Genomic DNA, 25,875 nt, shown 5'->3' with positions numbered 1-25,875 from the left:
TTATCTTTGCCGCATGAGCATGAAAAGTATGAAAGGAAAATGGATCAAATACATTCCTCTGCTGGGGCTTTGTCTGCCGGTTTTCGGACAAGCCCAAGAGGAAATTGCCCAGGACGCAACCAGTTACCGGGCTGAATTGTTCGGTTCTTTAGCAACGGGCGACAATACCCCATTCTGGATGACGAGCAACCGGTACGGCATTGTTCCGCTGGAAGGGAATAATGCCTATTTAAAAGCCGGCGTATTTCACCAGCAACATTTCGGGAAAGGATTCAGATGGGGAGCCGGACTGGATCTGGTCGGTGTAACACCACGCGACAAACACGCGTATATCCATCAGCTCTATGCTGAAATCGGATATAAATGTATAGAAGTCAGCCTGGGAAGTAAAGAGCGTTATCTTTCTTTAGTAGATCCATTCCTAAGCAGTGGAGATATGATTTACTCGAACAATGCACGTCCGATTCCGGAGATGAACATCAGTATTCCCCGTTTCACGACCGTTCCGCTGACAAAAGGCTGGTTACAGTTTAAAGGGAACTTCAGTGTGGGCCGTTCGTTCGACAGTGATTATTTATCCGACCGCTATGCCGGGAAATACACGTTTGTGGAACACGTCTTATGGCATCAGAAGTCTGTTTACTTCCAGATAAGCGACACCCGCGGAGATTTTCCCCTTTCAGGAACAGTGGGTGTACAGCACATTGTTCAATGGGGCGGAACATCCACCAACCCGAAAATCGGAGAACAACCGCATTCCTTTAAAGACTTTGTTCGGATCGTGTTAGGAGCCAAAGGTGGAGGCGATGCTTCACTCTCGGATCAGATCAATGTTCTCGGGAGTCATCATATTTCTTTTGACTTCGGACTCAAGTATCAGGCTAAAGACTGGAGCCTGCGTGGCTATTACCAGCATTTGTGTTACGATAAATCAGGTATGGAATTCAAGAACGGAACCGACGGACTTTGGGGATTGGAATTAAACATCTCTACATTCCCGTGGTTAAAACAGTTTGTCTTCGAGTACGTCACCACCCGCAACCAAAGCGGACCGTTCCATTACATCTGGTTTGATCACGACAAACATCCTGGTCGAGGTGGCGGTGGCGATGATTATTATAATAACGGAGAGTATGTAACGGGGAATTCTTATTTCAACCGTTCAGTCGGTTCTCCGCTGCTGGTCTCACCCGAATACAATACAGATGGAGCACCCGGTTTTCAGAACAATCGTGTCCGCGACTTCCATTTCGGACTGAAAGGAGATTTTTCACCCCATGTCAGCTATCGTTTGCTGCTGACAGCCATGAATACGTGGGGAACAGGCACAGCGCCTCTACTCAAAAAGAGAGATGGCATTTCTCTTTTAGCCGATATCCAATATCAGCATCCCAAACTAAAAGGATGGCAATTCGGCGGTTCTGTCGGAGCTGATACAGGTGATGTATTTGGCAACTCAAGTACTGGCTTCAGCTTGAAAGTCAGCAAACGCGGATTATTGAAAGCCTACAAATAAAAAGCCTGGATTCATTTGAACTCAGGCCATAAATCTTCAGCTATGATCTGTTGTGTCTGATCAGCGATTACCTGTAATCCTTTGTGCGATGTATCCATGCCTTCAATCGAGATGGGTTCATGAATCACCATTTCCATAGCATGACGATGTAAATTCAGCGAACCGATCGGCAAAACCTGGAAAGGCCCGTTCAACGTAATCGGGACAATCTCTAAATGCTGGTCGGCAGCCATCTGGAAAGCACCTTTCTTAAAGCGGATCATTTTGCCCGTATAAGTACGTGACCCTTCCGGGAAAATAGCAATAGAAGCGCCCTTATGCAAACATCTCTCGGCTTCTAATACGGAGCGGGCCGCAGCCTTCGGAGTCGAATTATCTACAAAGATAAACCCGGCTGCCCGACAAGCCGTTCCGACAAATGGAATCTTTCCGATTCCGGCCTTCATCACCCATTTGATCGGAACACCCAAAAAACCATAAATCAGGAAAATATCAAATGCGCCCTGATGATTGGCCGCAAAAATATACGACTTTCCTGGCTGTAAATGCTCCCGACCACGGATTTTCACCGGACAAAGAGCCAGATAACAGGCCAGTCTCGACCATAACATACCCGGATAATAAGCAAATATCTTTTCTCCACCCAATAAACACCCAACAATTGTTGTCACCGCCGTCAGAATGGTCAGCACCACAAATACCGGAACGAAAAACAACCATGTGTACAAGACATAAAATAGACGCATCACCAAGAAATTTTGAATTACAGAGCAAAGATAGATGCTAATTTAAAAGGATTCATCATTTTTATTCTAAAATATTTTTTCAATCGGGTTATTATTGCTTTATTTGCAATAGAAAATGAATTTTATAAAACATCTATAACCATGAGCGGATTGATTAAAAATTTAGGAGTTATCGTACTCCTTATCGGTGTAGTTATATTAGCTGTTCCGTTTTTGACAGGTGGTATGACAAATGGTATTTTACTTACTGGTTTGGTAGTTATTATCTTAGGCTATCTGGGCCATATCGTAATCAACAAACGGGTAGAGTAAAACCTATTCTAAGTTAGAAATACCAAAGAGGGTGTACAATTTATACACTCTCTTTTTTATTTGGTCCAATTCCGTATAGCCTCCAGCAAAACTTCATTTTCTTCAGGCCGCTGGGTTGACAACCGGAAATAACGTTCATCCAGTGTCCGGAAATTGGAGGCATCACGAATCAGAATCCGCTTTTCCTTTAATAGATAGTCTTTCAGCTGAGACGCTTTCCGTCCTTCAGGCAGTCTATTCAGGAAAAAAGTAACTGCAGATGGATAAGATTCAATTCCCAACGACCGAATCTGCTCCTGCAGCCGATGCGTCTCATTCAGCCATTGTTCCAAGGGCAACACAAATTGTTCGGGATGCTGCAATATGTACTTTCCTACTTCAATCGCCAAGGCATTCACCGACCAAGGAATCAGATAGGCGGCAATCTGTCGAATCATTTCGGGAGAAGCCACCAGATATCCGATCCGCATACCCGGAATTTTATGAAGCTTGGAGATGGACTGCACGATGATCAGATTCGGATGAGTTTCCACCTCTTTTAAATCCAGCAAATACCCAGGATAAAAATCCGCGTAAACCTGATCAATCACAAATGTAGTCTGTGGGTTCCGCTCTATCAAATCCAACAGTCTCTCTCTGGTAATCAACCGACCGTCCGGATTATTCGGATTACATATCCAGCAAAAGTCCTGCTGACTCAAATCCATACACGAAAGATCCTGCTGATTCGGAAAAAACGTAAGTGTATGCTGATACAACCGGCAAGCATCTTCATACTCGGCAAACGACGGAACCACAATCAGCGAACGCGACTTCTGCCAGGCTTGGGCTATCAGATAAAAAGCCGTAATCGAACCATTTGTTACCAGTAAACGATCCGGGGCCAGCTGATGAGCTTCTGCAAGCATACGCTTCAACGAACCGGCATCAGGTTCCGGATAACGGGTAATTCGGTCAATGTTTGCCGCTAAATATGCTTTAAGAGGTTCTATTTCGGCTCCATACCAAACATTCGAACTGTAATTGATCAGCCGCTCACCGGCCGAACGATAGTAATCATCACCATGTCCAAACAACATATTCTTTCCTTTATGAGAGTTTATCCGACTGCAAAAGTACGAATCTTACGGTTCTTTCCTCTCGATTGCCTTATAAATTGTGTCTTGAATTCGTGTCCGGATATTTAAAGATGAAAGTTTATTATTACTTCTGTCCGGATATACCCGATTGCTCAGAAAGACATAAATCAGCTGATGATCCGGATCTACCCAAAAACAGGTTCCGGTAAAACCGGTATGCCCATAAACAGAAGGCGGAGCCAATGTACCACAAGGAGAAGCTTTTCCTCCCGTTGCCGGCTTGTCAAAACCTAACCCACGGCGACAAGTCGGACTTTTCGTCTGGGTAAACAAACGGACGGTTTCCGGACTTAATAATTGTTCCCCGCCATAAGTACCATCATTCAGATAGAGCTGCAAGATCTTAGCCAGGTCATTCGCATTCGAAAACAGGCCGGCATTTCCCGATACTCCTCCCTGAAAAGCCGCGGCTTCATCATGTACATAACCGCGAATCAGCTGATGCCTGACGACTTTGTCATATTCTGTCGGAACAATCTCCAGTGAATCCATCTTTTCCAACGGATTATATGTCGTATGCCAGGCACCCAACGGTCCTAATAAAGCCGATTCCAACAAATCATCCATCGGACGAAGCAGTTGTTTCTCTGTCATCATCTTGAGCAGGATAAAATTGATGCAACTGTATCGATACCGTTTAGGTCCCAATTTAGAACGCTTAATCATCTGAATGATGGTATCCTGAAAGGATGGCTTCAGATAAATCCCGTCTGCTACTTTCCACGTATATTCAGGAGCGGGTTTTGTAGCCACCAAATCGGGCTTAAATGAGCCCTTTTCCATAGCCTTCGTATAAAAATTAATACTGGGAACCAAGCCCGACTGATGGAACAATAATTCGCGTATGGTAATGTTGCTTTTATTGGAATCTTTCAATTCGGGAATATATGCTGATATTTTATCCGTCAGTTTAAACTTTTTCTCATCATAGGCTTTCATCACGGCCAATAAAGTCCCAGAAGCTTTTGATGCGGAAGCCAGATCATAGACAGACTCGGTCGTAACAGGTTGTTCCCGGTTATATTCATAAGAACCAAAGGCCCGATTATACACAACCCAGCCATCTTTAGCAACTAACAACTGACAACCCGGATAGGCCTTTGCCTTCAAACCTTCTTCAGCTATGGAAGTAATCTCAGCGAGGCGTTCGGCGTCCAGTCCGACAGCTTCTGGCTCATGGTAGCCCAAGCGGACTTTCTCTGTAAAGATTCCCGTACCCGCATAATATAAATCCGGAATAGAAACCGGTAGTTTCCCTTTTGCACCAATGCCTCCAAAAATGACCTGCGCCGCATACTGCTGAGCCAAGGGCGTTCCTTCATATCCCATCACAACCGCTTTCGCACTTTCAATAGATTTCTTATACGACTTGCAGAAATAAGGAATGGTAAAAAAGGCATACACCAGTTTTTTCTGCCGGGCCAGCGTTTGCAATGCCTGGCTTTCTGGAATTCGGACTGTATGAACGGCACAAATGATCAAATCATATTTGTTCAGCTTTCTATAAATCTGTTGGATTTTAGACGCACTGCTACTCCGCGTAATGGTAAAGAAATCAGCCTTCGCATATTTAGAGACAGTTTCCTCAAAATCGGAAGTAACACCACTACCTATAGAAAGAACAGCTATCTTCGTCTGATTGAGTTTCTTTAAAGGAAGTACGTCGTCTTCGTTTTTCAACAAAGTGATCGCTTCAGCATTCAGTTCCGCAGCCAACCAGGCGGCATGAGCCGTATTCAACCTGTCGGAAAGTCCAGGTAGCGAGATGGGCTTATAATGATTCAAACCGGCAACATATTTGTATTGCAAAATCTTCTTACACTTATCTTCAACCAGTTTCATAGGGATAACTCCACTCTCAATAGCTTCCTTGACTGCCTTATAATCAGAAATCGGAGCATAAGGTGCCAGAAGGATATCATTTCCGGCCAATAAGGCTTGAACACAAGGATTATCCGATTTGTCATTTCCTGCACCTTTCATGGCCAAAGCATCAGTAAAGCACAAGCCCTGAAAGCCGAGTTCACCTTGCAGCAAATCCGTTACAACTTTATCAGACAAAGAAGAAGGACGGTTCTTTCGCTTATCTAAGGATGGAATATAAAGATGAGCCGTCATCACTCCGGCAAAGCCTTTCTGTATATACTGCCTGAAAGGCAATAATTCAATGGAATCCAAGCGAGAGCGACTATGATATATTACTGGAAGTGTTTCATGTGAATCATCAGAAGTATCACCGTGGCCCGGAAAATGCTTAGCAACTGCCATAATACCGCCTTCCTCTAATCCGCTTGCATAGGCAATTCCTTTCTCCGCCACAGCCGCCGGATCTTCACCAAACGAACGGATGCCAATCACCGGATTATCTACATTACTGTTTACATCCAAATCGGGAGCAAAATTGATATGTATTCCCATTACCTTACACTGACGGGCAACTTCTTCACCGTATTTGCGGATCAACAGATTATCTTCTATCGCCCCCAACATCATATTCTTGGGAAAACGGGTGGTACCACTCAAACGCATTGACAATCCCCATTCTCCATCCAAAGAAACCAACAAAGGAACTTTAGAGGCAGCCTGCATCCGATTAGTCAGTTTTGCCTGTTCCTCAGGACTGCCTTTATGGAATAAAACACCTCCAATCTTCAGTTCATTCACATAACGCAACAGACGTTGCATATTTTGATTAGTTGTCTTCACATCAGCAATCACCATAAACAACTGGCCAATCCGTTCATCCATACTTAAGGAATTAAAAACAGAGTCCGTCCAAGCCGTCATCTTTTGCTGATCTACTTTCGTCAGCATTGTTGGCTGCTGACCAACCATCGAATAGGATATACTAAGCCAAACCAATATCAATACTATAATCCGTTTCATAAGTTATATACTCCGCCTTAAAAGTAACGAGAATCAAACACAAAAATAACGAAAATCAGTTTGAAAAGTAACGAAAACCGATTATAAACTTCGATGGCAAAAAAATCAGAGTCAAAAACAAAAGAAACTACGTAGCTATTTGGTTATCTCACAAAGAATTTGTTACTTTGCATCCGCTTTACGCAACGCTGGCAGGACAAGCAGCCTGTTAATTGCGTATATTATAAACAATTTTAAAAGACAATTAAAAATGGATTTAATTAAAATTGCAGAAGAAGCGTTCGCAACAAACAAAGAACATCCTTCATTCAAGAGTGGTGACACTGTAACCATCGCTTATCGTATTAAAGAAGGTAACAAGGAACGTATCCAGCAGTACAGAGGCGTTGTAATTCGCATCTCAGGTCACGGAAACAAGAAACGTTTTACAGTTCGTAAAATGTCTGAAAACGTAGGTGTAGAAAGAATTTTCCCGATCGAATCACCGTTCATCGAAAGCATCGTTGTAAACAAAGTAGGTCGTGTTCGTCGTGCAAAATTGTATTATCTGCGTGCTCTTACTGGAAAGAAAGCAAGAATCAAAGAAAAGAGAATGTAATCAATTCCACGATTCGACATACAAAAAGCCATCCGGTTTACCGGGTGGCTTTTTGTTGTTATAAACAGTATTAACAGCTCGAGACAAGTCGAGTAGAACTGATATCCATCAATAACAGAAAACAAAAAATGCAGGTCTCATGGCTTTAAACCAAGAAACCTGCATTCTATTTAATTAACCAACATCCAATAGACTAAGATGTGGTAGATAAATCTTATTCAGCAGCCTGTTGTTCTTCAGTTGCAGTTGTTGCTGCAGCTTCAGCAGCCGGAGCTTCTGTAGCAACAGTTGATTTCTTACGAGAACGGCGAGTTTTACCAGCTTTCTTAGCAGCTGCGTCCTTCTTCATGTTATCGTTGTAATCAACCAGTTCAATGAAGCACATGGCAGCGTTATCACCCAGACGGTTACCAGTCTTAATGATGCGAGTATATCCACCCGGACGATCACCAATCTTCTGAGAAATTTCCTTGAACAATTCAGTTACAGCATATTTGTCCTGCAAATTGCTAAATACCACACGTCTTGAGTGAGTTGTGTCCTCTTTAGACTTTGTGATCAGCGGTTCTACAAACTTACGAAGTGCTTTAGCTTTAGCTGTCGTAGTAAAGATTCTCTTATGTTTGATCAGAGAACAAGCCATATTCGAAAGCATCGCGTCACGGTGAGTGTTTGTACGACCTAAGTGATTTATTTTTCTATTATGTCTCATCGCTTATACTTACTCTTTATCTAATTTATATTTTGAGATATCCATACCGAAAGAAAGGTTCAAACTTTCCAGTAACTCATCAAGTTCGGTGAGTGACTTCTTACCGAAGTTCCGGAACTTCAACAAATCATTTTTGTTGAACTTGACTAATTCACCCAAAGTTTCAACATCGGCTGCTTTCAAACAGTTCAATGCACGAACTGAAAGATCCATATCAGACAGCTTGCTCTTCAGCAACTGACGCATATGAAGTACTTCTTCATCAAACTCTTCATTACCATCACTATCAACAGATTCAATAGCAATTTTCTCATCAGAGAATAACATAAAGTGATGAATCAGAATCTTGGCAGCTTCTTTCAAAGCTTCTTTTGGATGAATCGAACCATCCGTGGCTATTTCAAGAACCAACTTTTCGTAGTCCGTCTTTTGCTCAACACGGAAGTTTTCGATTGTATACTTAACATTACGGATCGGCGTATAGATAGAATCAATCGCAATTACATGAATGTCATCATCAGGTTTGCGATTTTCATCAGCCGGTACATAACCACGACCCTTATTTATCGTTAATTCAATCTGGAAACTTGCGTTCGGATCCAAATGACAAATAGTCAAGTCAGGGTTCAAAACTTCGAACCCTGTTAACTGTTTACCTATATCTCCGGCTTTGAACACTTCCGTACCCGAAACATTAATACTTACTTTTTCATTCTCAATGTCATCAACAATATGCTTAAACCGCACTTGCTTCAGGTTAAGGATAATGTTTGTTACGTCTTCAATTACTCCAGGAATAGTATCAAATTCATGATCTACACCATCGATTTTGATAGACGTAATAGCAAACCCCTCCAATGAAGACAAGAGAATACGGCGCAAGGCATTACCAATCGTAATACCATAGCCAGGCTCCAACGGACGAAACTCAAATTTTCCAAAGAAATCATCCGCTTCCAACATTAATACTTTATCGGGTTTTTGAAATGCTAATATCGCCATGGAATCAATTATTATTTAGAATACAATTCTACGATCAACTGTTCTTTAATATTTTCAGGGATATCAGCTCTTTCAGGCAAATGTAATAATTTACCACTCATTGAAGTCTGATCCCATTCAATCCAAGGATATTTGCTGTGATTGAAGCCAGCCAAAGCATCAGCAATAACTTCCAAAGACTTAGATTTCTCGCGAACTCCGATGATCTGACCCGGTTTTACTGAATAAGACGGGATGTTTACTACCTGTCCATCAACAGTAATATGACGGTGAGAAACCAACTGACGAGCAGCTGCTCTTGTCGGAGCAATTCCCAAACGGAATACTACATTATCCAAACGAACTTCAAGAAGCTGCAACAAAACTTCACCAGTAATACCCTTAGAGCGAGAAGCCTTTTCAAACAGATTTCTAAACTGCTTTTCTAATACACCGTAAGTATATTTAGCTTTCTGCTTCTCACGAAGCTGAATACCGTATTCAGAAGTTTTTCTTTTTCTTGAGTTACCATGCTGTCCAGGAGGATAATTTTTCTTAGAAAGAACTTTATCCGCACCGAAGATAGCCTCACCAAATTTACGGGCAATTCTTGTTTTAGGTCCAGTATATCTTGCCATTTTTCTATTATTTTAAATGTTCTAAAAGAACCTGGAACCGTGCAGCCGCGATTACAGAGAGGATAAGGTCTAAATGCAATCTATTCACAATTCCGGATTCCCTATTCAAGAAACTAAAGTTAATTATACTCTTCTCTTTTTAGGAGGACGACAACCATTGTGTGGCAGCGGAGTAACATCAATAATTTCAGTTACCTCAATACCTGCACCATGAATCGTTCTGATAGCAGATTCACGTCCGTTACCCGGTCCCTTAACATAAACCTTAACTTTACGTAAACCCAGATCGTAAGCTACTTTAGCACAATCCTGTGCTGCCATCTGTGCAGCATACGGAGTATTCTTTTTAGAGCTTCTAAATCCCATCTTACCAGCAGATGACCAGCTAATTACCTGACCTTCGCTATTGGCAAGAGATACGATAATGTTATTAAAAGAAGAATGAATGTGAGCCTGACCGTAAGCGTCAACTTTTACGTTTCTCTTCTTTGCTGCGACTGTTTTTTTTGCCATATCTCAACTCTTATTATTTAGTAGCTTTTTTCTTATTTGCAACAGTTTTCTTCTTACCCTTACGAGTACGAGAGTTATTCTTCGTCTTCTGACCTCTCAAAGGCAAGCCTAAACGATGACGAACACCTCTGTAGCAACCAATATCCATCAGACGCTTAATGTTCAGTTGCACTTCAGAACGCAAATCACCTTCAACCTTATATTCTGCTCCGATAATTTCACGTACTTTAGCAGCCTGATCATCTGTCCAATCCTGTACTTTTATATCGCGATCAATACCTGCTTTTGCCAAGATAGTGTTAGCAGCGCTACGACCAATACCATAAATGTATGTCAAAGCGATCTCACCTCTTTTATTCTGTGGCAAATCTACACCAACTATTCTTATAGCCATATTATTACCTAATTATTTTGCAAAAATAATAAAATTATCCCTGACGTACTTTATACTTCGGGTTTTTCTTGTTAATTACATATAAACGACCCTTTCTTCTAACGATTTTACATTCAGGGGTACGCTTCTTCAAAGATGCTCTTACTTTCATATCTAGTTCTTTTTATTTATATCTAAAAGCAATTCTACCTTTTGATAGATCATAAGGAGACATTTCAACTCTCACCTTATCGCCTGGAAGGATCTTAATATAATGCATTCTCATCTTTCCAGAAATGTGAGCAGTTATCTCATGTCCATTTTCCAATTCTACTCGAAACATTGCGTTCGACAATGCTTCAACTATTACTCCATCCTGTTCAATTGCTGACTGTTTAGCCATATAATAAAATAAAGATTAAATTGCGTTACTACCTAAAACTTCATCTATAAAATCAAATGAAGACAAAATCTGCGGACCTTCTGGTCGAATTGCAATACAATGTTCAAAATGAGCAGAGCACTTACGATCCTTTGTCCGGACAGTCCATCCGTCACGCTCAAAAACGACATTTTTACTTCCAAGGTTAATCATTGGCTCAATACAAATGCACATACCAGATTTCAAAAGTGGGCCGCATCCACGACGACCGTAATTGGGAACTTCTGGTTCCTCATGCATTCGCTTTCCTATACCATGACCAACTAATTCTCGTACTACAGAATAATTATGAGACTCACAATACGTTTGAACCGCATTACTGATATCACCAATTCGCTTTCCTTCAACTGCTGCTTGAATTCCAAGATATAAAGACTCCTTCGTTGTTTTCAAAAGATCTTTAACCTTCGGATCAACCTCGCCAACACAAAAAGTATAAGCAGAATCACCTACATAACCATTCAATATCGTACCACAATCAACAGATATAATATCTCCTTCTTGAAGAATTTTTGTTGAAGATGGTATGCCATGAACAACTTGCTCATTCACTGAAGCACAAATTGAATTTGGGAAACCACCATATCCTAAAAAAGCAGGAACAGCACCATGGTCTCTGATAAACTCTTCAGCGATTTTATCAAGTTGAAGCGTAGATATACCTGGAGCAACATGCTTACCAACCTCAGCTAGCGTTTTCCCCACCAACTGATTGGCCTCACGCATCAATTCTATTTCTTCATCTGTTTTTAAATAGATCATCGAAATTAATAAGCATTTACGCCTGAACGACCTTTAATTCTACCAGACTTTAACAATCCGTCATAATGACGCATCAACAAATGACTCTCTACTTGCTGTAATGTATCTAAGACTACACCAACAAGAATCAACAAAGAAGTACCACCAAAGAACTGTGAAAACGCCATACTCACACCTGCAAGACGAGCAAAAGCTGGCAATATTGCAACTACTGCCAAAAAGATTGCACCTGGCAATGTGATACGATCCATAATCGAATCCAAATAATCTTTGGTTTGTTTACCTGGCTTTACCCCCGGAATGAAACCATTGTTCCTTTTCAAATCATCAGACATCTGAGTCGGATTAATTGTGATGGCTGTATAAAAATAGGTAAACAGAATGATCAATACGGCAAATACGAAATTATACCAGAAACCTGTATTATCCATAAATGCAGCCCAGAAACCTGAACTCTCACCGGTATTAGAAAAACCAACAATAGAGATAGGAATAAACATGATAGCTTGCGCAAAGATGATCGGCATCACGTTTGCAGCATTCACCTTTAAAGGAATATACTGACGAGCTCCGCCGTATTGTTTATTTCCTATAATTCTCTTCGCATACTGTACGGGAACTTTTCTAGTTCCTTGAACCAAAAGGATAGCACCCGCAATCACAAATAACAAGAACAACATCTCGACCAAAAACATAACCAAACCTCCAGTCTTTTCACTTGTTCTTGAAATAAATTCCTGGAACAAGGAATGCGGAAGTCTAGCTATAATTCCGACAAGAATGATAAATGAAATACCATTACCAACGCCCTTATCAGTTATTCTCTCACCCAGCCAGAGGATAAACATACTTCCCGCAGCTAATATGATAGTTGACGAAATCGTAAACCATATTCCAGGAGGCAAAGATGCCCCTACTGCACGCAACTGTACGCTTAAGTTAACCAAATAAGTAGGTCCTTGGAATAACAAAATGGCCACCGTTAAATAACGTGTCCACTGATTGATTTTACGATGCCCGCTTTCTCCTTCCCTTTGCAATTTTTGAAAAGAAGGTACAGCGATGGCCATCAACTGCATAACAATAGAAGCAGAGATATATGGCATAATTCCCAATGCAAAAATGGAAGCATTAGAAAAGGCACCACCAGAAAACATATCCAATAATGCCAGCAAACCACCTTGTGTCTGTTCTTGTAAAGCGGTCAACGCCTTAGGATCAATACCTGGAAGTACTACAAAAGTACCAAAACGATATATTACCACTAATAAAAGAGTGGTGAGGATCCGATTTCTCAGATCCTCAATCTTCCAGATATTCTTTATTGTTTCAACAGCTCTCATAAATTAGAGTTTAACGACAGTTCCACCTACAGCTTGGATAGCAGCTTCGGCAGATTTTGAAAATGCATGAGCAGCAACTTCCAATTTAGCTGTCAAACTACCATTACCAAGAATTTTAACCAACTGAGATGATGAAATGAAGCCTGCATTTACTAACTCTTCGATTCCGATCTTACTCAAATTTTGAGCTTCTGCTAATTCTTGAAGAGTTGAAATATTGATAGCTTTATATTCTACACGGTTAATATTCTTGAAACCAAATTTAGGCAAACGTCTTTGAATTGGCATCTGACCACCTTCGAAACCGATCTTGTTCTTATAACCTGATCTTGACTTAGCTCCTTTATGACCTCTTGTTGAAGTACCACCCAAGCCAGAACCCGGACCACGTCCTATTCTTTTTCTAGTTTTAACAGAACCTGCAGCCGGCTTTAAATTTGATAAATTCATATCACAAATATTTTTTTGATCAATTATTATTTTTCAACTGAAACCAAATGTTTAACCTTCTCAACCATTCCCAAAATACAAGGATTAGCTTCGTGCTCAACAACATGATTCAGTTTTCTCAAACCCAGCGCATCCAAAGTTCTTTTTTGGTCTTTCGGGCAATGAATTCTACTTTTAATCTGCTTAATCTTAATAGTCGCCATAATTATTCCTCCCAATTAACCTCTAAATACTTTTTCAACTGAAACACCACGATTCTGTGCTACATCAAACGGACTTCTCAACTCTCCCAAAGCAGCTATAGTTGCTTTTACAAGGTTATGAGGATTTGAAGAACCCTTCGATTTTGCCAAAACGTCTGTAATTCCTACACTTTCAAGTACGGCACGCATGGCACCACCGGCCTTAACACCTGTACCATGAGATGCAGGCTTAATCAGAACCTGAGCACCACCGAATTTGGCTAATTGTTCATGAGGAATCGTTCCTTTATGAACAGGAACACGGATCAAATTTTTCTTAGCAGCTTCTACACCCTTAGCAATGGCTGTAGTTACTTCACCTGCTTTACCTAAGCCCCAGCCAACAATACCGTCTTCGTTTCCAACTACTACAATAGCAGCAAAACTAAAAGTACGTCCACCTTTTGTTACCTTGGTTACGCGGTTGATAGCAACCAATCTATCCTTCAACTCTAAGTCGTTGGTTGATTTAACTCTGTTATTAACTCCTGCCATTTCCATTAAAATTTAAGGCCGCCGTTTCGTGCAGCATCTGCTAATTCTTTAATTCTCCCGTGATACAGATATCCGTTACGATCGAAAACCACAGTCTGAACACCAGCTTCCTGTGCATTTTTTGCAATCAGTTCACCAACTTTTGCTGCAATTTCTTTCTTCGGAGCCTTTTCTTCCATCTTCAAAGATGAAGCAGAAGCTAAAGTCTTACCTGTAGTATCATCTATTACCTGTGCATAGATTTGCTTATTACTTCTAAACACAGTCAGGCGAGGACGTTCAGTTGTACCTGAAATTTTACCTCTTACACCTGCCTTTATCTTTAATCTTCTTTCTATCTTCGTTGTCATGATAATTTCAGTTTACGTAGATTACTTACCTGCTGATTTACCAGACTTTCTGCGAATTTCTTCACCCACAAACTTGATACCTTTACCTTTATAAGGTTCCGGCATACGGAATGAACGAATTTTTGCACAAATCTGACCCAATAATTGTTTATCAGCAGATTCAAGGATAATCAGAGGGTTCTTATTTCTCTCTGCCTTAGTCTCAACCTTCACCTCCTTAGGTAACAACATATAAATATTATGTGTATATCCTAAAGAAAGATCTAATAGCTGACCTGAGTTAGTTACACGGTAACCAACACCAACGAGCTCCAACTCTTTTTTGTATCCTTCAGATACGCCAACTACCATATTATGAATCAAAGCACGGTACAAACCATGTAAAGCACGATGATTCTTATCATCAGTCGGACGAGTCAAATGAACTACTCCATCTTCAATTGCAACTTGAATATCAGGATTTACAGCCTGTACAAGTTCACCTTTAGGACCCTTAACTGTTACAACATTATCCTTGATAGTAACTGTAACACCAGCCGGTACATGAATTGGTAATTTTCCTATTCTTGACATTCTTCTTCCTCCTAATTAATAGACATAACATAAAACTTCACCACCGATCTTCAGCTCACGAGCTTCCTTATCAGTCATAACACCCTTAGAAGTAGAAAGAACTGCAATACCCAATCCATTCAATACACGAGGCATATCTTTATAGCCAGTGTACTTACGCAAACCAGGAGTAGAAACTCTCTCAAGTTTCTTGATTGCATTTACTTTGTTTACAAGGTCATACTTCAAAGCAATTTTAATTGTACCTTGAGGACCATCTTCTACAAACTTAAAATTAAGAATGTAGCCCTTATCGAAAAGGATCTTAGTGATCTCTTTCTTTAAATTTGACGCCGGCACTTCAACTACTCTGTGCTTCGCTTTAATTGCATTACGCAATCTTGTCAAATAATCTGCAATAGGATCTGTCATATAATAATTAATTAAATTGATCCGGACACCCGGACAATATTTAAACTAAAAAAACTCTTACCAACTTGCTTTCTTTACACCCGGGATTAAACCTTGTGAAGCCATTTCACGCAACTGGATACGAGAAATACCGAACTGACGAACGTATCCTTTCGGACGGCCTGTAATTTTACAACGGTTATGTAAACGTACAGGAGAAGCGTTCTTCGGTAAAAGCTGCAAAGCATCATAATTACCTTCAGCTTTCAGCTGAGCACGCTTAGCTGCATACTTAGCAACTAACTTTGCTCTTTTTACCTCACGGGCTTTCATTGATTCCTTAGCCATAACTACTTAGTCTTTTTTTGCATTTTTAAAAGGCAAACCAAATTCTCTTAACAGAGCATAACCTTCTTCGTCTGTTTTAGCAGAGGTTACAAAGGTAATATTCATTCCCAATATTTTGGTAATATTATCGATATTAATTTCAGGGAAAATGATTTGTTCCTGAATACCGAGTGTATAATTACCACGTCCATCCAATTTACTTTCAATACCCTTGAAGTCACGGATTCGAGGAAGAGCGATACGAACTAATCTTTCCAAGAATTCATACATTTGCTCACGACGCAATGTAACCATCACACCAATAGGCATTTTTTTACGAAGCTTGAAGTTTGATACGTCCTTCTTAGAAACGGTTGCAACTGCTTTCTGACCAGTGATAGCAGTCAATTCACTGATGGCTACATCAATAATTTTCTTATCAGCAGTAGCCATACCTAAACCCTGATTGATTACTATTTTCTTCAACACAGGTACCTGCATAACAGACTTGTAACCGAACTCCTTCGTTAAAGCAGGAACAATTCTGTCCTGATATTCTTTTTTAAGACTGGCAGTATTGCTCATTACTTAATTTCCTCCCCTGATTTTTTTGAATAACGCACTAAAGCACCTTCTTCATTTGCTTTACGACCTATGCGTGTCGGCTTACCCGTTTTCGGATCAACGACATTCAAGTTTGATACATGAATAGGAGCTTCCTTCTTTTCGATTCCTCCTTGAGGATTTTTTGCATTAGGCTTGGTATGCTTAGATACCATATTAATACCTTCGACAACTGCACGGTTTTCTTTTACCATTACCTTCAGGACACGACCTGTTTTTCCTTTGTCTTCACCAGTATTAACAAAAACGATATCGCCTTTTTTGATATGTAATTTGCTCATTACTCTAAATTTTTCAACAATTAAAGTACCTCAGGTGCAAGTGAAACAATTTTCATGTTAGTTGCACGAAGCTCTCTGGCTACCGGACCAAAGATACGGCTACCACGAATATCTCCAGCACCATTTAACAATACACAGGCATTGTCATCAAAGCGGATATAAGAACCGTCAGCACGACGAATTTCTTTCTTAGTACGTACGATTACAGCTTTAGATACAGCTCCCTTCTTGATATCACTAGATGGGATTACACTCTTAATCGCTACTACGATCACATCACCAACAGTTGCATAACGCTTCTTTGTACCACCTAAAACGCGAATACATAAAGCTTCCTTTGCTCCACTGTTATCAGCTACTACTAATCTTGATTCTTGTTGTATCATGTTACTTAGCCCTTTCGATTATTTGAACTAATCTCCATCTTTTAGTTTTGCTCAATGGGCGAGTTTCCATAATTTTTACAGTATCGCCAACATTGCATTCATTCTTTTCATCGTGAGCATGATATTTTTTCGTCTTACTAACGAACTTACCATAAATGGGGTGTTTTTCCTTCCATTTAATAGCAACAGTGATGCTCTTATCCATCTTGTTGCTTGTAACCACGCCCGTTCTTTCTTTTCTTAAATTTCTAGTTTCCATCAGGCACAATTATTTGTTGTTAAGTTCTCTCTGGCGCAATTCAGTTTTCATGCGCGCAATCATCCTGCGTTGCTGCTTAATCTGTGCAGGATTTTCACTCGGAGTAATCGTGTGGTTGATTACTTTTTGTTCGTAAGCTGCCACTTCAGCGTTGATACGCTCAGTCAACTCCGCAGTGCTTAATTCTCTAATTTCTGCAATCTTCATAACAATTACGCATTTTGATTTTGCATATCATAATCACGTCTCACAACAAACTTAGTAGTTACCGGAAGTTTCTGAGCACCTAAGCGCAATGCTTCCTTAGCTACTTCAAAAGGAACACCTTCGACTTCGAAAATCATACGACCAGGTGTAACAGGAGCAACAAATCCTTCTGGATTACCTTTACCTTTACCCATACGTACATCAGCAGGCTTCTTAGTAATTGGCTTATCTGGGAAGATACGCACCCAAACCTGACCTTGACGCTGCATATAACGTGTTACTGCAATACGAGCAGCTTCAATCTGCCGTCCGGTAATCCATTTTGTATCTAATGATTTTATACCAAAAGATCCGAAAGTCAATTGGTTACCGCGCTGAGCATTACCCTTGGCACTTCCCTTTTGAGCTCTTCTGAACTTGGTTTTCTTTGGTTGTAACATTTCTTCTTAAATTCTAACGTTTAACGATTAGCTTTCTTTCTCTTGAAGTTCTTATCTCTGTTGCCACCGGCGTTTTCATTACGACGGCCAGATTCTTTAGATGTAGTAAATGAAGGAGCTAAATCTTTCTTTCCATAAACTTCACCACGACAAATCCAAACCTTAACACCAATCAAACCAACTTTTGTCAGAGCCTCTGCCAAAGCATAATCGATATCTGCTCTGAATGTGTGCAACGGAGTTCTACCTTCCTTATACATTTCAGAACGAGCCATTTCAGCACCATTCAAACGACCAGAAATCTGGATCTTGATACCTTCTGCACCCATTCTCATTGTTGAAGCAATAGCCATTTTGATAGCTCTACGATAAGCAATCTTACCTTCAAGCTGACGAGCGATGTTATTTGCAACAATTACAGCATCCAACTCAGGTCTCTTTACTTCAAAGATATTGATTTGTACTTCTTTATCAGTGATCTTCTTTAATTCCTCTTTCAACTTATCAACTTCCTGACCACCTTTTCCAATTATAATACCCGGACGAGAAGTACAAACAGTTATTGTTATTAACTTCAGTGTACGTTCAATAACAATACGAGATACACTAGCTTTTGCAAGACGGGCGTTCAAATATTTACGGATCTTGCTATCTTCTAATAAAGTATCTCCGTAATTTCTGCCGCCATACCAATTGGAATCCCAACCACGGATAATTCCTAAACGATTACTAACCGGATTAACTTTTTGTCCCATCTACAAATTAATTTTGAGTATCTTTTTTACTAAGTGTATCAACAAACAATGTTACATGGTTCGAACGTTTACGAATTCTGTAACCTCTACCTTGAGGAGCCGGACGCATTCTCTTCAATGTTGTTGCGCAATCAACACTAATTGAAGAGATGTACAATTCTCCAGCTTCTGCTTTACGTTCATTTTTCTGCTCCCAGTTGGCAATTGCTGAACGAAGCAATTTTTCTACTCTTGCTGCAGCTTCTTTGTTTGAAAACTTCAAAACACCAAGTGCACGGAATACTTCCATACCACGTACCATGTCAACTACCAAACGCATCTTACGAGGCGAAGTCGGCACATTACGCAATTTAGCGAAATACATGGTCTTTTGGGCTTCTTTTCTTGCTTCAGCTGATATTCTTTTTCTAGCACCCATTTTTCGATTCTTTTTTTTCAGTTTTAGGTTCCTGCTTTACCGATTATTTTTTCTTGTTACCGGCATGGCCACGGAAAGTACGCGTCGGTGAAAATTCACCTAACTTGTGACCAACCATGTTTTCGGTTACAAAAACAGGAATAAATTTATTTCCATTATGAACTGCAATAGTATGGCCTACAAAATCAGGCGAAATCATTGAAGCTCTTGCCCACGTTTTAACGACACTTTTCTTTCCTGACTCATTCATAGCCAGAACTTTCTTTTCAAGCTTAACGTTAATATACGGGCCTTTTTTTAATGATCGACTCATAGTTTACTTAATTAATCAGATTATTTCTTTCTTCTTTCAATAATATATTTTGAAGAATGCTTCTTCGGAGCTCTAGTCTTCAAGCCCTTAGCATATAAGCCATTTCTTGATCTAGGATGACCTCCTGATGCACGTCCTTCACCACCACCCATTGGGTGATCAACCGGGTTCATTACAACACCACGGTTGTGAGGACGACGACCTAACCATCTAGAACGACCGGCTTTACCTGATTTTTCAAGACCATGGTCTGAGTTACCTACTGCACCGATTGTAGCTTTACAAGCGGCAAGAATCTTTCTTGTTTCACCAGAAGGCATCTTAATAATTGCATAAGCACCTTCTTTAGAAGTCAGCTGAGCAAATGCTCCTGCAGAACGAACTAATTTAGCTCCCTGTCCAGGACGAAGCTCAATATTGTGAATAATTGTACCTACAGGAATATTTACCATTGGTAATGTATTCCCTACTTCAGGAGCTGCGTCAGATCCTGAAACCACTGTCTGGCCAACTTCCAATCCGTTCGGAGCAATGATATAACTCTTTGCGCCATCTGCGTAATACAACAATGCTATGCGTGAAGTACGATTTGGATCGTATTCGATAGCTTTAACTGTTGCAGGAATGCCATCTTTGTTTCTCTTGAAATCGATAATTCTGTACTTCTGCTTGTGACCACCACCGATATAACGCATTGTCATCTTACCAGTGTTGTTACGACCACCTGTACTTTTCTTACCTACTACAAGAGACTTCTCTGGTGTACTTGCAGTGATTTTATCAAATGCACCAATAACTTTGTGTCTCTGCCCCGGTGTTGTGGGCTTTAATTTACGTATTCCCATTTCTTTTTTTAGATATTACTAAAGAAATCAATTGTTTCTCCTTCTTTCAATGTTACGATTGCCTTCTTGAAAGCAGCTTGTTTACCGTTAATGATACCTGACTTTGTATAACGAGTTTTCAGCTTACCTGCGTAGTTGATGGTATTAACATCAACTACAGTTACATTATACAGGTCTTCTACTGCTTTCTTAATTTCAAGCTTATTGGCATCAGGAGAAACACGAAAACCATAACGATTAGCGAACTTTTCTGTAATTGCCGTCTGCTTTTCTGTTACAATAGGTTTAATAATAATTCCCATCTTTTATACTCCTTATGCGTTAAAAAGTTTTTCAATAGCTGCAACAGAGCTTTCTGTCAAAACCAAGTTTGCGGCATCAAGCACACTATAAGTATTGATGTCAGAAACAGTTACAACTTTTGCTTTCTGTAAATTTCGAGCTGACAAATATACAAAATTATTTTTCTCAGGGAAAACCATAAGAAGCTTTTTATCAGCCACTTTAAGGTTTTTAGTAATTGTTACGAATTCTTTTGTCTTAGGAGCTTCCATTGTAAAGTCTTCAACAACTACAATTGCACTATTTTTAGCCTTATAAGACAAAGCAGATTTACGAGCCAAACTCTTAACTTTCTTATTCAATTTGAATTCGTAATCACGAGGTTTAGGTCCAAACACACGACCACCACCTACTAAAACCGGAGAATTGATATCACCACGACGTGCACCTCCACCACCTTTCTGACGGATCAGCTTACGTGTACTACCTGATACTTCACTTCTTTCCTTTGATTTGTGAGTTCCCTGACGTTTATTTGCCAAAAACTGTTTTACATCCAGGTAAATAGCATGATCATTGGGCTCAATGCCGAAAATAGCATCGTTCAAAGTTACCTTTCTTCCGGTATCTTCTCCTTTAATATTAAATACGCTCAGTTCCATTACTTCTCAATTAAAACGATTGAACCTTTAGCACCTGGAACAGAACCTTTAACTAACAAAAGATTGTGTTCAGGCAATACTTTGATAACCTGTAAGTTCTGAACAGTAACACGTTCATTTCCTAACTGGCCACCCATGCGCATACCCTTGAATACTTTTGCAGGGTAAGAACAAGCACCAATAGAACCCGGCTTACGAGCACGATTGTGCTGACCGTGTGTCGTCTGACCAACACCACCAAATCCGTGACGTTTTACAACACCTTGGAAACCTTTACCCTTAGAAGTTCCGATTACATCAACGAAACCTGCACCTTCCAAGTAATCAACAGTGATAACATCACCCAACTTGTATTCAGTTTCAAAATTCTTGAACTCAGCCAAGTATCTCTTGGGGGTTACACCGGCTTTCTTAAAGTGACCCATTTCAGGCTGCGTTGTGTGTTTCTCTTTCTTATCTTCGAAACCCAACTGTACAGCTTCATAGCCATCATTTTCCAAAGTCTTGATCTGTGTAACTACACAAGGACCTACTTCGATAACAGTGCATGGAAGATTTTTTCCCTCGGCACTGAAAACGGATGTCATTCCGATTTTCTTTCCTAATAATCCTGGCATTTCACTAAAAATTTAAATACTTACACTTTAATTTCTACTTCAACTCCACTTGGCAATTCCAGTTTCATCAATGCATCAACTGTCTTTGCTGTTGAACTGTAGATGTCAATTAATCTCTTATAAGATGACAATTCGAACTGCTCACGAGACTTCTTGTTTACGAATGTAGAGCGGTTCACAGTAAAGATACGTTTGTGAGTAGGCAGAGGAATCGGTCCACTTACCACTGCACCAGTAGCCTTTACAGTCTTTACGATTTTCTCGGCAGACTTGTCTACCAGAGAATAATCATAAGACTTCAATTTAATTCTGATCTTTTGGCTCATATTTATATTGTATAATTCAAAATATTATTTGATCAAATCAGCACGTCCCTGTACTTCAGTTAATACTTGCTTAGCAATTGATGAAGAAACCTGAGCGTAGTGAGAGAACTGCATAGTAGATGTAGCACGACCTGATGTAATAGTACGCAAAGCAGTAACATACCCAAATGTTTCAGCCAATGGAACTTTAGCCTTTACAATACGTGCACCTGTGCGGCTAGTCTCCATACCTTCAACCTGACCACGACGTTTGTTCAAGTCACCAATTACATCACCCATGCTTTCTTCTGGAGTTACAACTTCCATCTGCATGATCGGCTCCATCAAAACAGGACCCGCTTTTTCTGATGCATTTTTAAATGCCTGGATCGCAGCAATTTCAAATGACAACTGGTCAGAGTCAACCGGGTGGAATGATCCATCAATCAAAGTTACCTTCAATTTATCCAACGGATAACCAGCCAAAACACCATTCTTCATTGCTTTTTCAAAACCTTTCTGTACAGAAGGGATAAATTCCTTAGGAATATTTCCACCTTTTACTTCATCTATAAACTGAAGCGTTCCTTCAAAGTTTTCATCTGCCGGTTCAAGACGCACGATAATATCAGCGAACTTACCACGACCACCAGACTGCTTCTTATAAACTTCACGCAACTCAACAGGTTTTGTAATTGCTTCCTTATAAGTAACCTGAGGTTTACCTTGATTACATTCTACTTTGAATTCACGACGCAAACGGTCGATAATGATATCCAAGTGCAACTCACCCATTCCGCTGATCACAGTCTGACCTGTTTCTTCGTTAGTCTGAACTCGGAATGTCGGGTCTTCTTCTGCCAACTTAGCCAATCCCATTCCTAACTTATCCAAGTCTTTCTGAGTTTTCGGCTCAACGGCAATACCAATTACTGGTTCAGGGAATTCCATTGATTCTAATGTAATCGGATGGTTTTCATCACACAAAGTATCACCCGTACGAATATCTTTGAAACCAACTCCAGCACCTATATCACCACAACCGATAACTTCCATCGGGTTCTGCTTATTTGAATGCATCTGGAACAAACGAGAGATACGCTCTTTCTTACCAGAACGTGTATTCAACACATAAGATCCAGCTACCATCTGACCTGAATAAACACGGAAGAAGCACAAACGACCTACATACGGATCCGTCGCAATCTTAAATGCAAGTGCTGTTAAAGGTTCTTCGAACAAAGGCTTACGGATAACGATCTTTTCCGGATCTCTAGGATCAGTACCTTCGATAGCCGGAGTATCTTCAGGACTTGGCAAATAAGCACAAACCGCATCCAACAAAGTCTGCACACCTTTATTTTTGAATGAAGATCCACAAATCATCGGGTTGATCTGCATAGACAATGTTCCTTTACGGATAGCGGCTTTGATCTCAGCTTCTGTAATTGTTGAAGGATCATCAAAGTATTTCTCCATCAAAGCATCATCACACTCAGCTAATGTTTCAAGCATTTTGTCTCTCCATTCTTCAGCTTCCGCAACTAAGTCTGCTGGAATTTCTTCAACAGAATATTCAGCACCCATAGTTTCGTCATGCCAAAAAACAGCTTTCATTTTAACCAGGTCAACTACACCCTTAAAGTTCTCTTCAGCTCCGATAGGAATTTGGATAGCACAAGGAGTTGCTCCTAATACATCTTTTACCTGACGAACTACTTCAAAGAAATTTGCACCAGAACGGTCCATCTTATTAACATAACCAATTCTTGGTACTTTATATTTATCAGCCTGGCGCCATACTGTTTCAGACTGAGGTTCCACACCACCTACAGCACAGAAAGCAGCTACAGCTCCATCCAAGATACGCAACGAACGTTCAACTTCCACTGTAAAGTCCACGTGCCCCGGAGTATCAATCAAATTGATTTTATACTTATTATTTTCATAATTCCAGAAAGTAGTGGTAGCAGCAGAAGTGATAGTAATACCACGTTCTTGTTCCTGCTCCATCCAGTCCATTGTAGCAGCACCATCGTGAACTTCACCAATTTTATGTGTCAGTCCCGTATAGAAAAGAATACGTTCAGAAGTCGTAGTCTTTCCAGCATCGATGTGCGCCATGATACCGATGTTTCTTGTGAACACCAATTGCTTATCGTTGTTTGCCATATTCTTTCTAAGCCTTATTATAATTAAAATCTAAAGTGAGCAAATGCACGGTTAGCTTCAGCCATACGATGCATATCTTCTTTTCTCTTGAATGCACCACCCTGATTATTGAATGCATCTATAATTTCTGCACACAACTTATCAGACATAGTTTTACCACCACGCTTATGAGCGAAGATGATCAGATTCTTCATAGAGATTGATTCTTTACGATCCGGGCGGATCTCAGTAGGTACCTGGAATGTAGCTCCACCAACACGACGTGATTTTACTTCCACCTGAGGGGTAATGTTATCTAATGCAGCTTTCCAGATTTCAAGTGCAGACTTTTCTTCATTCGGCATTTTTGCCTTAACTGATTCTAATGCGGTATAGAAAATTTCAAAAGCAGTATTCTTCTTACCGTCATACATCAAATGGTTAACGAATTTCGTTACCTTAACATCACCAAAGACAGGATCTGGCAATACCTGTCTTTTTTTGGGTTTTGCTTTTCTCATTTGTTTTAATAAATTTCGTTTCTTTCTTTGGTTGCCTTTAATTTGTCTTCAACGGTTCCGCCGAACCATTTACTCAACCTATAGCCTATCCAAATACTCAAACCAGCTTTAATACTTAATTTAAATTCTCAGTTTGAAAGGGGATAATTACTTCTTACCTTTTGCAGCAGGCGCAGCTCCTGGTTTAGGACGCTTAGCTCCGTATTTTGAACGACGCTGAGTACGACCATTCACTCCAGCAGTATCCAAAGTACCACGAACAATATGATAACGAACACCCGGCAGATCCTTTACACGACCACCACGAACCAAAACGATTGAGTGTTCCTGCAGGTTATGACCTTCACCTGGAATGTAAGAGTTTACTTCTTTACCATTTGTCAAACGTACTCTCGCTACTTTACGCATTGCTGAGTTAGGCTTCTTCGGTGTAGTAGTGTAAACACGAACACAAACACCACGTCTCTGAGGACATGAATCCAATGCAGGTGATTTACCTTTTTCCACCAAAGTTTCCCTTCCTTTTCTAACTAATTGCTGAATTGTAGGCATTTCTTTTCTTTTTAAAACTTTGAATGTATAATTATTTATTTATTACCTTGTTCTGCAGAAGAGCTTCACGTTATTCATTATAGTTCAACGCATTCCATAATCTCCTCTTCTAAAACGCTGCAAAGGTAGTATTTTATTCTCACTTAATATAATACAGGTATAGCTATTTTTTATTATTTAATATTTATTCAGATACTATAAGGGAATAAAAGGTTAGAAATATCCATAAGGAAAACAAATTATCCATTAAATTATCTCTTTATTATAGCATAAACTATACTAAGTCAAGGTTTTAAGTAAAAAGGGTTAACTTAATTCTCTAAGCTAACCCTTTTTCTTTCTAAAACGGCGGCTACCTACTCTCCCACTGTTACGCAGTACCATCGGCGTGACGAGGCTTAACTTCTCTGTTCGGAATGGGAAGAGGTGGATCCCTCGTGCTATAACCACCTTAATTTCTTTATTTAAA

Annotated in this window: 39 protein-coding genes and 1 rRNA gene; 3 read left to right on the top strand and 37 right to left on the bottom strand. The window is 40.1% G+C overall.

What is annotated here, in order from left to right; all coding sequences use genetic code 11:
- Nucleotides 1–13 precede the first annotated feature (13 nt).
- Complete coding sequence (locus tag NEE14_RS14500; RefSeq protein ID WP_251967308.1) at nucleotides 14–1,516, top strand: capsule assembly Wzi family protein; 1,503 nt, start codon at nucleotides 14–16, stop codon at nucleotides 1,514–1,516.
- 11 nt (nucleotides 1,517–1,527) lie between these two features.
- Here NEE14_RS14500 and NEE14_RS14495 read toward each other — a convergent pair whose 3' ends face one another.
- On the bottom strand, nucleotides 1,528–2,262 hold the full coding sequence (locus tag NEE14_RS14495) for a lysophospholipid acyltransferase family protein (protein WP_251967307.1): 735 nt from the start codon (nucleotides 2,260–2,262) through the stop codon (nucleotides 1,528–1,530).
- 12 nt (nucleotides 2,263–2,274) lie between these two features.
- Here NEE14_RS14495 and NEE14_RS14490 point away from each other — a divergent pair, with 12 nt between their 5' ends.
- Nucleotides 2,275–2,574 carry a hypothetical protein gene (locus NEE14_RS14490; protein WP_251967306.1) on the top strand — a complete coding sequence of 100 codons (300 nt, stop codon included), beginning with the start codon at nucleotides 2,275–2,277 and terminating at the stop codon, nucleotides 2,572–2,574.
- A 56-nt stretch (nucleotides 2,575–2,630) separates the two neighbouring features.
- Here the strand turns inward: NEE14_RS14490 and NEE14_RS14485 are convergent, their stop codons facing one another.
- The gene (locus NEE14_RS14485; protein WP_251967305.1) at nucleotides 2,631–3,653 is read right to left on the bottom strand and encodes an aminotransferase class I/II-fold pyridoxal phosphate-dependent enzyme; all 1,023 of its coding nucleotides are present in this window, start codon (nucleotides 3,651–3,653) and stop codon (nucleotides 2,631–2,633) included.
- A 45-nt stretch (nucleotides 3,654–3,698) separates the two neighbouring features.
- Nucleotides 3,699–6,599 carry a glycoside hydrolase family 3 N-terminal domain-containing protein gene (locus NEE14_RS14480; RefSeq protein ID WP_251967304.1) on the bottom strand — a complete coding sequence of 967 codons (2,901 nt, stop codon included), beginning with the start codon at nucleotides 6,597–6,599 and terminating at the stop codon, nucleotides 3,699–3,701.
- Between the two features lie 250 nt (nucleotides 6,600–6,849).
- Between NEE14_RS14480 and rplS the strand changes: the two genes are divergently transcribed.
- Nucleotides 6,850–7,197, top strand: a complete 348-nt coding sequence (gene rplS / locus NEE14_RS14475; RefSeq protein WP_251967303.1) for a 50S ribosomal protein L19 — start codon at nucleotides 6,850–6,852, stop codon at nucleotides 7,195–7,197.
- Nucleotides 7,198–7,411: 214 nt separating this feature from the next.
- Here rplS and rplQ read toward each other — a convergent pair whose 3' ends face one another.
- From rplQ to rrf, 34 genes are all read right to left on the bottom strand, one after another.
- Entirely contained in the window at nucleotides 7,412–7,909 is a 498-nt protein-coding gene (rplQ, locus tag NEE14_RS14470) for a 50S ribosomal protein L17 (RefSeq protein WP_251967302.1), read from the bottom strand.
- A 9-nt stretch (nucleotides 7,910–7,918) separates the two neighbouring features.
- A complete protein-coding gene (locus tag NEE14_RS14465) occupies nucleotides 7,919–8,911 on the bottom strand; it encodes a DNA-directed RNA polymerase subunit alpha (protein ID WP_251967301.1) in 993 nt (330 codons plus the stop codon).
- A gap of 11 nt (nucleotides 8,912–8,922) precedes the next feature.
- On the bottom strand, nucleotides 8,923–9,528 hold the full coding sequence (gene rpsD, locus NEE14_RS14460; protein WP_251967300.1) for a 30S ribosomal protein S4: 606 nt from the start codon (nucleotides 9,526–9,528) through the stop codon (nucleotides 8,923–8,925).
- Between the two features lie 123 nt (nucleotides 9,529–9,651).
- Nucleotides 9,652–10,041, bottom strand: a complete 390-nt coding sequence (gene rpsK, locus NEE14_RS14455; protein ID WP_022457112.1) for a 30S ribosomal protein S11 — start codon at nucleotides 10,039–10,041, stop codon at nucleotides 9,652–9,654.
- Nucleotides 10,042–10,054: 13 nt separating this feature from the next.
- The gene (rpsM, locus tag NEE14_RS14450) at nucleotides 10,055–10,435 is read right to left on the bottom strand and encodes a 30S ribosomal protein S13 (RefSeq protein WP_251967299.1); all 381 of its coding nucleotides are present in this window, start codon (nucleotides 10,433–10,435) and stop codon (nucleotides 10,055–10,057) included.
- Between the two features lie 34 nt (nucleotides 10,436–10,469).
- Nucleotides 10,470–10,586: a type B 50S ribosomal protein L36 gene (ykgO, locus tag NEE14_RS14445; protein WP_022457110.1), complete on the bottom strand. Its 117-nt coding sequence runs from the start codon at nucleotides 10,584–10,586 to the stop codon at nucleotides 10,470–10,472.
- 12 nt (nucleotides 10,587–10,598) lie between these two features.
- The gene (gene infA / locus NEE14_RS14440) at nucleotides 10,599–10,817 is read right to left on the bottom strand and encodes a translation initiation factor IF-1 (protein ID WP_005634776.1); all 219 of its coding nucleotides are present in this window, start codon (nucleotides 10,815–10,817) and stop codon (nucleotides 10,599–10,601) included.
- 15 nt (nucleotides 10,818–10,832) lie between these two features.
- Nucleotides 10,833–11,618: a type I methionyl aminopeptidase gene (gene map, locus NEE14_RS14435; protein ID WP_251967298.1), complete on the bottom strand. Its 786-nt coding sequence runs from the start codon at nucleotides 11,616–11,618 to the stop codon at nucleotides 10,833–10,835.
- 5 nt (nucleotides 11,619–11,623) lie between these two features.
- Nucleotides 11,624–12,961, bottom strand: coding sequence for a preprotein translocase subunit SecY (gene secY / locus NEE14_RS14430; protein WP_251967297.1), 1,338 nt, complete (start codon nucleotides 12,959–12,961; stop codon nucleotides 11,624–11,626).
- Between the two features lie 3 nt (nucleotides 12,962–12,964).
- Entirely contained in the window at nucleotides 12,965–13,411 is a 447-nt protein-coding gene (rplO, locus tag NEE14_RS14425; RefSeq protein WP_251967296.1) for a 50S ribosomal protein L15, read from the bottom strand.
- Between the two features lie 26 nt (nucleotides 13,412–13,437).
- Complete coding sequence (gene rpmD / locus NEE14_RS14420; protein WP_251967295.1) at nucleotides 13,438–13,614, bottom strand: 50S ribosomal protein L30; 177 nt, start codon at nucleotides 13,612–13,614, stop codon at nucleotides 13,438–13,440.
- Between the two features lie 15 nt (nucleotides 13,615–13,629).
- Complete coding sequence (gene rpsE, locus NEE14_RS14415) at nucleotides 13,630–14,148, bottom strand: 30S ribosomal protein S5 (RefSeq protein ID WP_251967294.1); 519 nt, start codon at nucleotides 14,146–14,148, stop codon at nucleotides 13,630–13,632.
- A 5-nt stretch (nucleotides 14,149–14,153) separates the two neighbouring features.
- On the bottom strand, nucleotides 14,154–14,498 hold the full coding sequence (gene rplR, locus NEE14_RS14410) for a 50S ribosomal protein L18 (RefSeq protein ID WP_251967293.1): 345 nt from the start codon (nucleotides 14,496–14,498) through the stop codon (nucleotides 14,154–14,156).
- Nucleotides 14,499–14,519: 21 nt separating this feature from the next.
- Complete coding sequence (gene rplF, locus NEE14_RS14405; RefSeq protein WP_251967292.1) at nucleotides 14,520–15,071, bottom strand: 50S ribosomal protein L6; 552 nt, start codon at nucleotides 15,069–15,071, stop codon at nucleotides 14,520–14,522.
- A gap of 15 nt (nucleotides 15,072–15,086) precedes the next feature.
- Nucleotides 15,087–15,482, bottom strand: a complete 396-nt coding sequence (gene rpsH, locus NEE14_RS14400) for a 30S ribosomal protein S8 (protein ID WP_022457102.1) — start codon at nucleotides 15,480–15,482, stop codon at nucleotides 15,087–15,089.
- Nucleotides 15,483–15,539: 57 nt separating this feature from the next.
- A complete protein-coding gene (gene rpsN / locus NEE14_RS14395) occupies nucleotides 15,540–15,809 on the bottom strand; it encodes a 30S ribosomal protein S14 (protein ID WP_251967291.1) in 270 nt (89 codons plus the stop codon).
- A gap of 6 nt (nucleotides 15,810–15,815) precedes the next feature.
- Nucleotides 15,816–16,373 carry a 50S ribosomal protein L5 gene (gene rplE / locus NEE14_RS14390; RefSeq protein ID WP_022457100.1) on the bottom strand — a complete coding sequence of 186 codons (558 nt, stop codon included), beginning with the start codon at nucleotides 16,371–16,373 and terminating at the stop codon, nucleotides 15,816–15,818.
- Complete coding sequence (gene rplX / locus NEE14_RS14385) at nucleotides 16,373–16,693, bottom strand: 50S ribosomal protein L24 (RefSeq protein ID WP_251967290.1); 321 nt, start codon at nucleotides 16,691–16,693, stop codon at nucleotides 16,373–16,375. Before rplX ends, rplE begins: the two co-directional genes overlap by 1 nt.
- A gap of 20 nt (nucleotides 16,694–16,713) precedes the next feature.
- Nucleotides 16,714–17,079, bottom strand: coding sequence for a 50S ribosomal protein L14 (rplN, locus tag NEE14_RS14380; protein ID WP_251967289.1), 366 nt, complete (start codon nucleotides 17,077–17,079; stop codon nucleotides 16,714–16,716).
- A gap of 1 nt (nucleotide 17,080) precedes the next feature.
- Complete coding sequence (gene rpsQ / locus NEE14_RS14375) at nucleotides 17,081–17,338, bottom strand: 30S ribosomal protein S17 (protein WP_251967288.1); 258 nt, start codon at nucleotides 17,336–17,338, stop codon at nucleotides 17,081–17,083.
- 9 nt (nucleotides 17,339–17,347) lie between these two features.
- Nucleotides 17,348–17,545 carry a 50S ribosomal protein L29 gene (gene rpmC / locus NEE14_RS14370; protein ID WP_251967287.1) on the bottom strand — a complete coding sequence of 66 codons (198 nt, stop codon included), beginning with the start codon at nucleotides 17,543–17,545 and terminating at the stop codon, nucleotides 17,348–17,350.
- Nucleotides 17,546–17,550: 5 nt separating this feature from the next.
- The gene (rplP, locus tag NEE14_RS14365) at nucleotides 17,551–17,985 is read right to left on the bottom strand and encodes a 50S ribosomal protein L16 (protein ID WP_022457095.1); all 435 of its coding nucleotides are present in this window, start codon (nucleotides 17,983–17,985) and stop codon (nucleotides 17,551–17,553) included.
- Between the two features lie 20 nt (nucleotides 17,986–18,005).
- Nucleotides 18,006–18,740 carry a 30S ribosomal protein S3 gene (gene rpsC, locus NEE14_RS14360; protein ID WP_251967286.1) on the bottom strand — a complete coding sequence of 245 codons (735 nt, stop codon included), beginning with the start codon at nucleotides 18,738–18,740 and terminating at the stop codon, nucleotides 18,006–18,008.
- Between the two features lie 7 nt (nucleotides 18,741–18,747).
- Entirely contained in the window at nucleotides 18,748–19,158 is a 411-nt protein-coding gene (rplV, locus tag NEE14_RS14355; protein WP_251967285.1) for a 50S ribosomal protein L22, read from the bottom strand.
- Between the two features lie 43 nt (nucleotides 19,159–19,201).
- Nucleotides 19,202–19,471, bottom strand: a complete 270-nt coding sequence (gene rpsS / locus NEE14_RS14350; RefSeq protein WP_022457092.1) for a 30S ribosomal protein S19 — start codon at nucleotides 19,469–19,471, stop codon at nucleotides 19,202–19,204.
- A gap of 20 nt (nucleotides 19,472–19,491) precedes the next feature.
- Complete coding sequence (rplB, locus tag NEE14_RS14345; protein WP_251967284.1) at nucleotides 19,492–20,316, bottom strand: 50S ribosomal protein L2; 825 nt, start codon at nucleotides 20,314–20,316, stop codon at nucleotides 19,492–19,494.
- Between the two features lie 8 nt (nucleotides 20,317–20,324).
- Nucleotides 20,325–20,618 (bottom strand): 50S ribosomal protein L23, encoded by a 294-nt coding sequence (gene rplW, locus NEE14_RS14340; protein ID WP_251967283.1) that lies wholly within the window; start codon nucleotides 20,616–20,618, stop codon nucleotides 20,325–20,327.
- Between the two features lie 12 nt (nucleotides 20,619–20,630).
- A complete protein-coding gene (gene rplD / locus NEE14_RS14335) occupies nucleotides 20,631–21,260 on the bottom strand; it encodes a 50S ribosomal protein L4 (protein WP_251967282.1) in 630 nt (209 codons plus the stop codon).
- On the bottom strand, nucleotides 21,260–21,877 hold the full coding sequence (rplC, locus tag NEE14_RS14330; RefSeq protein ID WP_022457088.1) for a 50S ribosomal protein L3: 618 nt from the start codon (nucleotides 21,875–21,877) through the stop codon (nucleotides 21,260–21,262). The genes rplD and rplC overlap by 1 nt, the downstream gene beginning before the upstream one ends.
- 20 nt (nucleotides 21,878–21,897) lie before the next feature.
- Nucleotides 21,898–22,203 carry a 30S ribosomal protein S10 gene (gene rpsJ / locus NEE14_RS14325; protein WP_005634728.1) on the bottom strand — a complete coding sequence of 102 codons (306 nt, stop codon included), beginning with the start codon at nucleotides 22,201–22,203 and terminating at the stop codon, nucleotides 21,898–21,900.
- A gap of 24 nt (nucleotides 22,204–22,227) precedes the next feature.
- A complete protein-coding gene (gene fusA, locus NEE14_RS14320; RefSeq protein ID WP_251967281.1) occupies nucleotides 22,228–24,354 on the bottom strand; it encodes an elongation factor G in 2,127 nt (708 codons plus the stop codon).
- 23 nt (nucleotides 24,355–24,377) lie between these two features.
- Entirely contained in the window at nucleotides 24,378–24,854 is a 477-nt protein-coding gene (gene rpsG, locus NEE14_RS14315; protein ID WP_251967280.1) for a 30S ribosomal protein S7, read from the bottom strand.
- A 147-nt stretch (nucleotides 24,855–25,001) separates the two neighbouring features.
- Nucleotides 25,002–25,406 carry a 30S ribosomal protein S12 gene (gene rpsL, locus NEE14_RS14310; RefSeq protein WP_022454561.1) on the bottom strand — a complete coding sequence of 135 codons (405 nt, stop codon included), beginning with the start codon at nucleotides 25,404–25,406 and terminating at the stop codon, nucleotides 25,002–25,004.
- A gap of 343 nt (nucleotides 25,407–25,749) precedes the next feature.
- Nucleotides 25,750–25,860, bottom strand: a 5S ribosomal RNA gene (gene rrf / locus NEE14_RS14305).
- Nucleotides 25,861–25,875 lie beyond the last annotated feature (15 nt).

Origin of the sequence: Parabacteroides sp. AD58, assembly GCF_023744375.2 — a bacterium.
Classification (GTDB): Bacteria; Bacteroidota; Bacteroidia; order Bacteroidales; family Tannerellaceae; genus Parabacteroides; species Parabacteroides absconsus.
Note: the sequence above shows the minus strand (reverse complement) of the source record. Positions and strands in the feature narration are given on the sequence as shown.

Bases quoted from the DNA above. Each gene is read 5' to 3' on its own strand.
- rplF (WP_251967292.1), bottom strand. From the start codon at position 15,071: ATGTCAAGAATAGGAAAATTACCAATTCATGTACCGGCTGGTGTTACA.
- ykgO (WP_022457110.1), bottom strand. From the start codon at position 10,586: ATGAAAGTAAGAGCATCTTTGAAGAAGCGTACCCCTGAATGTAAAATC.
- rpsN (WP_251967291.1), bottom strand. From the start codon at position 15,809: ATGGCTAAGGAATCAATGAAAGCCCGTGAGGTAAAAAGAGCAAAGTTA.
- rpsH (WP_022457102.1), bottom strand. From the start codon at position 15,482: ATGACAGATCCTATTGCAGATTATTTGACAAGATTGCGTAATGCAATT.
- rpsJ (WP_005634728.1), bottom strand. From the start codon at position 22,203: ATGAGCCAAAAGATCAGAATTAAATTGAAGTCTTATGATTATTCTCTG.
- rplX (WP_251967290.1), bottom strand. From the start codon at position 16,693: ATGAGCAAATTACATATCAAAAAAGGCGATATCGTTTTTGTTAATACT.
- rplB (WP_251967284.1), bottom strand. From the start codon at position 20,316: ATGGGAATACGTAAATTAAAGCCCACAACACCGGGGCAGAGACACAAA.
- rplR (WP_251967293.1), bottom strand. From the start codon at position 14,498: ATGACAACGAAGATAGAAAGAAGATTAAAGATAAAGGCAGGTGTAAGA.
- fusA (WP_251967281.1), bottom strand. From the start codon at position 24,354: ATGGCAAACAACGATAAGCAATTGGTGTTCACAAGAAACATCGGTATC.
- rpsS (WP_022457092.1), bottom strand. From the start codon at position 19,471: ATGAGTCGATCATTAAAAAAAGGCCCGTATATTAACGTTAAGCTTGAA.
- secY (WP_251967297.1), bottom strand. From the start codon at position 12,961: ATGAGAGCTGTTGAAACAATAAAGAATATCTGGAAGATTGAGGATCTG.
- NEE14_RS14465 (WP_251967301.1), bottom strand. From the start codon at position 8,911: ATGGCGATATTAGCATTTCAAAAACCCGATAAAGTATTAATGTTGGAA.
- rpsG (WP_251967280.1), bottom strand. From the start codon at position 24,854: ATGAGAAAAGCAAAACCCAAAAAAAGACAGGTATTGCCAGATCCTGTC.
- rplC (WP_022457088.1), bottom strand. From the start codon at position 21,877: ATGCCAGGATTATTAGGAAAGAAAATCGGAATGACATCCGTTTTCAGT.
- rpsQ (WP_251967288.1), bottom strand. From the start codon at position 17,338: ATGGAAACTAGAAATTTAAGAAAAGAAAGAACGGGCGTGGTTACAAGC.
- rplW (WP_251967283.1), bottom strand. From the start codon at position 20,618: ATGGGAATTATTATTAAACCTATTGTAACAGAAAAGCAGACGGCAATT.
- rplP (WP_022457095.1), bottom strand. From the start codon at position 17,985: ATGTTACAACCAAAGAAAACCAAGTTCAGAAGAGCTCAAAAGGGAAGT.
- rpsL (WP_022454561.1), bottom strand. From the start codon at position 25,406: ATGCCTACAATTCAGCAATTAGTTAGAAAAGGAAGGGAAACTTTGGTG.
- rpsE (WP_251967294.1), bottom strand. From the start codon at position 14,148: ATGGCAGGAGTTAATAACAGAGTTAAATCAACCAACGACTTAGAGTTG.
- rpmC (WP_251967287.1), bottom strand. From the start codon at position 17,545: ATGAAGATTGCAGAAATTAGAGAATTAAGCACTGCGGAGTTGACTGAG.
- NEE14_RS14500 (WP_251967308.1), top strand. From the start codon at position 14: ATGAGCATGAAAAGTATGAAAGGAAAATGGATCAAATACATTCCTCTG.
- NEE14_RS14495 (WP_251967307.1), bottom strand. From the start codon at position 2,262: ATGCGTCTATTTTATGTCTTGTACACATGGTTGTTTTTCGTTCCGGTA.
- infA (WP_005634776.1), bottom strand. From the start codon at position 10,817: ATGGCTAAACAGTCAGCAATTGAACAGGATGGAGTAATAGTTGAAGCA.
- rpmD (WP_251967295.1), bottom strand. From the start codon at position 13,614: ATGGCGACTATTAAGATTAAGCAGATTAAAAGTAGAATTCATTGCCCG.
- rplS (WP_251967303.1), top strand. From the start codon at position 6,850: ATGGATTTAATTAAAATTGCAGAAGAAGCGTTCGCAACAAACAAAGAA.
- map (WP_251967298.1), bottom strand. From the start codon at position 11,618: ATGATCTATTTAAAAACAGATGAAGAAATAGAATTGATGCGTGAGGCC.
- rplN (WP_251967289.1), bottom strand. From the start codon at position 17,079: ATGATACAACAAGAATCAAGATTAGTAGTAGCTGATAACAGTGGAGCA.
- rplV (WP_251967285.1), bottom strand. From the start codon at position 19,158: ATGGGTGCTAGAAAAAGAATATCAGCTGAAGCAAGAAAAGAAGCCCAA.
- rplQ (WP_251967302.1), bottom strand. From the start codon at position 7,909: ATGAGACATAATAGAAAAATAAATCACTTAGGTCGTACAAACACTCAC.
- rplD (WP_251967282.1), bottom strand. From the start codon at position 21,260: ATGGAACTGAGCGTATTTAATATTAAAGGAGAAGATACCGGAAGAAAG.
- rpsC (WP_251967286.1), bottom strand. From the start codon at position 18,740: ATGGGACAAAAAGTTAATCCGGTTAGTAATCGTTTAGGAATTATCCGT.
- NEE14_RS14480 (WP_251967304.1), bottom strand. From the start codon at position 6,599: ATGAAACGGATTATAGTATTGATATTGGTTTGGCTTAGTATATCCTAT.
- rpsD (WP_251967300.1), bottom strand. From the start codon at position 9,528: ATGGCAAGATATACTGGACCTAAAACAAGAATTGCCCGTAAATTTGGT.
- rplE (WP_022457100.1), bottom strand. From the start codon at position 16,373: ATGAGCAATACTGCCAGTCTTAAAAAAGAATATCAGGACAGAATTGTT.
- rpsK (WP_022457112.1), bottom strand. From the start codon at position 10,041: ATGGCAAAAAAAACAGTCGCAGCAAAGAAGAGAAACGTAAAAGTTGAC.
- rplO (WP_251967296.1), bottom strand. From the start codon at position 13,411: ATGAATTTATCAAATTTAAAGCCGGCTGCAGGTTCTGTTAAAACTAGA.
- NEE14_RS14485 (WP_251967305.1), bottom strand. From the start codon at position 3,653: ATGTTGTTTGGACATGGTGATGATTACTATCGTTCGGCCGGTGAGCGG.
- rpsM (WP_251967299.1), bottom strand. From the start codon at position 10,435: ATGGCTATAAGAATAGTTGGTGTAGATTTGCCACAGAATAAAAGAGGT.